A 2,756-nucleotide genomic window follows, 5' to 3' on the forward strand; every position below is an offset into this window, starting at 1 on the left:
CACCCCCCCCGGCCCCGGGCTCCATCTGTGGCACGCCCCCCCCGCCCCACCCCACCCCTGGGACCACACGGGATCGCCGGGCCGGGGGGGGGGGGGGGGCCCGGGCCCGGGCCCCCCCCCGCCGGGCCGCGCCCGGGTCATGACAGGACCCGCACCGATCCCCCATCGTCCGTCGAATGGCGCCGGCCACGAGGACAGTCCCCGATATCGAGGAGGCGCCATGAGGCGTTCCACCATGACGGCGCTGGTCGCCGCATCGACGACCCTGGTCGTGCTCACGAGCACGCCGTCCGAGGCCGGCACGACCGGCCGCCCCGGGCCCGGCGCGCTCGTGACCGGCACCTACTCCGCAGGCGCCGACCACGCATGGCAACCGCTGCCGGCCGTCCGCGTCGGCGACGACAAGGGCCGGCCCGTCGACGCGACCGTCGTGGTCGACCCCAGTCGGACCCGCCAGCGATACGAGGGCATCGGGTTCTCCCTGGACGAGACCAGCGTCTCCAACCTGTGGAAGCTCACCCCGGCAAAGCGTGAGGAGGCCATCCGGCTGCTCGTCGACCCGAGGACCGGCGCGGGTCTCGACCGGTTCCGCCTGACGATCGGCAGCCCCGACCTGATCGAGCATCTGCCGTTCTGGTCGGCGGACGACCTTCCCTCCGGGGTCACCGAGGACTTCGACCTCAAGCACTTCTCCATCCAGCGCGACATCGACCTGCACATCATCGACACCGTCAAACTGATCCAGCGCCACAACCCGCGCGCCACATTCTTCGCCTCGGCCTGGAGCGCCCCGGCCTGGATGAAGACGAACAACCGGTTCACCGGCGAGGTCGCGCTCCAGCCTGGCAGCACGACCAACTACTACCAGGTCGGCAAGCTGCGCGATGACTGCGTCGACGTGTTCGCCCGCTACTACGTGAAGTTCGTCCAGGCGTACGCGGAGCGGGGTATCCACGTCGACGCGCTGACGCTGCTGAACGAGCCCGGCATGGACGTGGTCTACCCGGCCATGGACATCAGCGTGGCACAGCAGCAGAAGCTGGCGCTCGCGATCGAGCGCGAACTCGCCGCCGCCCGGCTGCGCACCCAGCTCTACGTGCACGACTTCAACTTCTGGGACTGGCGCGACCCGAACAGCGCCGAGACGAAGAACTACCACCGCATCCTCGACGACGCGCCGGACGGCTCCGTGACCGGTAAGCAGGTCAGCCGCGCGACCGACGGCATCGCCTTCCACCCCTACTGGGGCGACCCGCGGGTCATGCGCGACGCGTACGAGCAGACCGGCAAGCCGGTGCACCTGACCGAGACGAGTGACCTGTCCCCGGCCACGGTGCTGAGCTACTTCCGGCTCGACGCGAGTTCGTACGTCATGTGGGCGCAGACCACGGACCAGGACGGTGGGACGTTGCACTGGACGCCGTCGCGCGACAACAACATCGACTGGGCGGAGGTCGGCCGGACCACGAAGTGGCCGAACCGCCTGGTCAAGGTGAACACCTCGACCCAGGACTTCACCGTCCGGGACGAGCTCTACCAGCTCGGGCAGTTCTCGAAGTACCTGAACCGTGGGCACGTGCGGGTGGAATCCAGCGCCACCAGCGGCGGCGTCAGCAACGTCGTCTACCGGGACAAGGACAATTTCGTCGCCGTCCTCGGAAACAGCAACGGCGCTCCCGCCACGACGCGCGTCGTGCTCGCCGACAGGTCCTTCGTCGTCACGGTGCCGGCGCGTTCATTCGCCACCTACCGGTGGAAGGCTGAGCTGCCGTCGGCCCATGGCAACCACGCCCCGATCCTGCGTGACGTCGCCGACGTGGTCGCCGACCAGTACAGCACGGTGCAGGTGCCGCTGACCGCGTTCGACCGCGACCGCGACCGGCTCGCCTACTACGCACCCGACCTGCCGGACGGCGTCCGCATCGACGCCGCCACAGGCGTGGTTACGCTCCACCCGACCGTCGCCGGCGAACAGCACCTGACGTTCACCGTCACCGACGGCACGGCGAACGACACGGTGACTGTTCGCGTGAACGTGCGGCCGCACGGCGCGCCGATCGGCGAGCGGATCGAGGCCGAGGCATACGTCGAGCAACACGGGTGGACCGAGGGCGGCAGCAACTTCATCGAGGACAACCCCGCCGCCAGCGGCGGCAGGAACGTCGGCTGGACCGAGGGGGGCAAGTGGCTGAAGTACCGCATCGACGTCGCCCAGGCCGGAACGTACGACCTTGAGGTCGGTGTCGCCACCGGCATGGGCTTCGCCATCACGGACGCGCTGTCGCTGCGCGATGCCGCGGGCAATGTGCTGGCCACGGTCTCGGTACCGGACACGGGCGGCTGGGCGACCTACCAGCCGGCGCACGTGACGGTCGAACTGCCTGCGGGCGACCAGGTCGTCACGCTGTACTGCGAGACCTGGGGATTCAACCTCGACTACCTCCGGCTCGCGCCCCGGACCCCGTCTCGCGAATCGTGAGTCGGATCTGACCGACCACGGTCGGCTGTGCCGGCGCCGATGCTGCCACGTCGTCGCCGACTCGGTCCCGCCCGACCGGATACCCTCGCCGTCGTGACGCACGAGAACGAGATCACCGAGCCGACCGACCTGTGCCTTCCGGGTGGGCGGCTCCAGCCCGCCGCGGTGGGCTGGAGCCGCCGCCCGGGGGCCCCGGGGAACCCGGGCAGCGGCGGCCTTCGGGCCTCCGGTGGTCGGCGCCGTGATGGTGGCGCGGGGGGGTGGGACGGGAAGCCCG

At 70.4% G+C, this 2,756-nt stretch carries 1 protein-coding gene; it reads left to right on the forward strand.

Translation table 11 applies throughout. The annotated features are described in order from the left end of the window. The first annotated feature begins 220 nt into the window (after window positions 1-220). The gene (locus ACFYZF_RS20385; protein ID WP_387022978.1) at window positions 221-2,479 is read left to right on the forward strand and encodes a carbohydrate-binding protein; all 2,259 of its coding nucleotides are present in this window, start codon (window positions 221-223) and stop codon (window positions 2,477-2,479) included. Window positions 2,480-2,756 lie beyond the last annotated feature (277 nt).

The organism is Micromonospora sp. NPDC001898 (genome assembly GCF_042891255.1).
GTDB lineage: Bacteria > Actinomycetota > Actinomycetes > Mycobacteriales > Micromonosporaceae > Micromonospora.

Bases quoted from the DNA above. Each gene is read 5' to 3' on its own strand.
- ACFYZF_RS20385 (WP_387022978.1), top strand. From the start codon at position 221: ATGAGGCGTTCCACCATGACGGCGCTGGTCGCCGCATCGACGACCCTG.